Origin of the sequence: Staphylococcus sp. HMSC062A01 (assembly GCF_001836805.1) — a bacterium.
GTDB lineage: Bacteria > Bacillota > Bacilli > Staphylococcales > Staphylococcaceae > Staphylococcus > Staphylococcus haemolyticus.
The window spans coordinates 1-896 of sequence record NZ_KV830636.1 but is presented as its reverse complement, the minus strand read 5'-3'; the positions used below and the strand labels follow the sequence as shown (position 1 = coordinate 896).

Annotated in this window: 2 protein-coding genes; one reads left to right on the top strand and one right to left on the bottom strand. The window is 26.0% G+C overall.

Annotation, left to right across the window (positions count from 1 at the left end; all coding sequences use genetic code 11):
• The first annotated feature begins 110 nt into the window (after positions 1 to 110).
• Entirely contained in the window at positions 111 to 689 is a 579-nt protein-coding gene (locus HMPREF2715_RS08460) for a DUF1129 domain-containing protein (RefSeq protein ID WP_070839846.1), read from the top strand.
• Here HMPREF2715_RS08460 and HMPREF2715_RS08455 read toward each other — a convergent pair.
• On the bottom strand, positions 686 to 896 hold a 211-nt coding region (locus HMPREF2715_RS08455), incomplete at its 5' end, for a hypothetical protein (protein WP_256327027.1). The two genes, HMPREF2715_RS08460 and HMPREF2715_RS08455, sit on opposite strands and share 4 nt — an antisense overlap.

Below are 896 nucleotides of genomic sequence, written 5' to 3'. Positions count from 1 at the left end.
GTAAAAAATAATAAGGGTACTAGGTACCCAATAAGTATAGTTAAAAGTAATAGATTAATCGAAAAGTATAGATATATGTTATAATTAAACAAAAAAAGTAGGTGGAGATTTTGGAATTAATTTTATTATTGTGCAGTTCTGGTGTCGCTGGATTATTCACATATATTTACTTAGATTATTTATCTCTATTCGACACTGAAAGACCAGAAATAAAAAGAATGTTTTCGATATTGTTTTCTTTAATAAGTATAGGTATCTATTTGATCATTGTTTATTTTGTTAGCTTTATTCCGATTTATGCTATTTTAAATACGATTATTTCATTCGTAATTGCAATTATAGTGATCTATATATTAAATAAATCGTTGTACGTAAAAATGATTAAGAAATTTAGATATAATATGAATAAAGAAAGAAAAAATAACAAACTAAATCCATTTAACGAACAACATGCTATTGATACTATTTTGCAAACAGCAAATATGTTTTATATCGAAAAGTACAAAGATGATAGTAAACCAATTTATCAAGGTATATTATTTCATCACCAACTAACAGATGATTTAGATTCGATTTTTGTTTTAGAGCCTACACCTATTATAAAAAATGATGAAAAAGTAATTAAAGAATACTATTACCAGCCTAAAAGTACAGATGAATATTATAAAATTTATAGTTTAAAAAATTAATCACGCTTCTTAAACTCTTTTCCAAATAATGATTCCATTGTGGATTCGTTAGGCTTTTCAAATTCAGTAGTACGATTATTATAACTCTTTCTAGCTGGTTCATTACTTCTTTTTTCTCCGCCTGGTCCTCCGCCAAAATGACCAGGTTCTTTTTTATTTGGAATATTTTGGTTATTGTTATTATCTTTTGACATTAATTCCACCTCC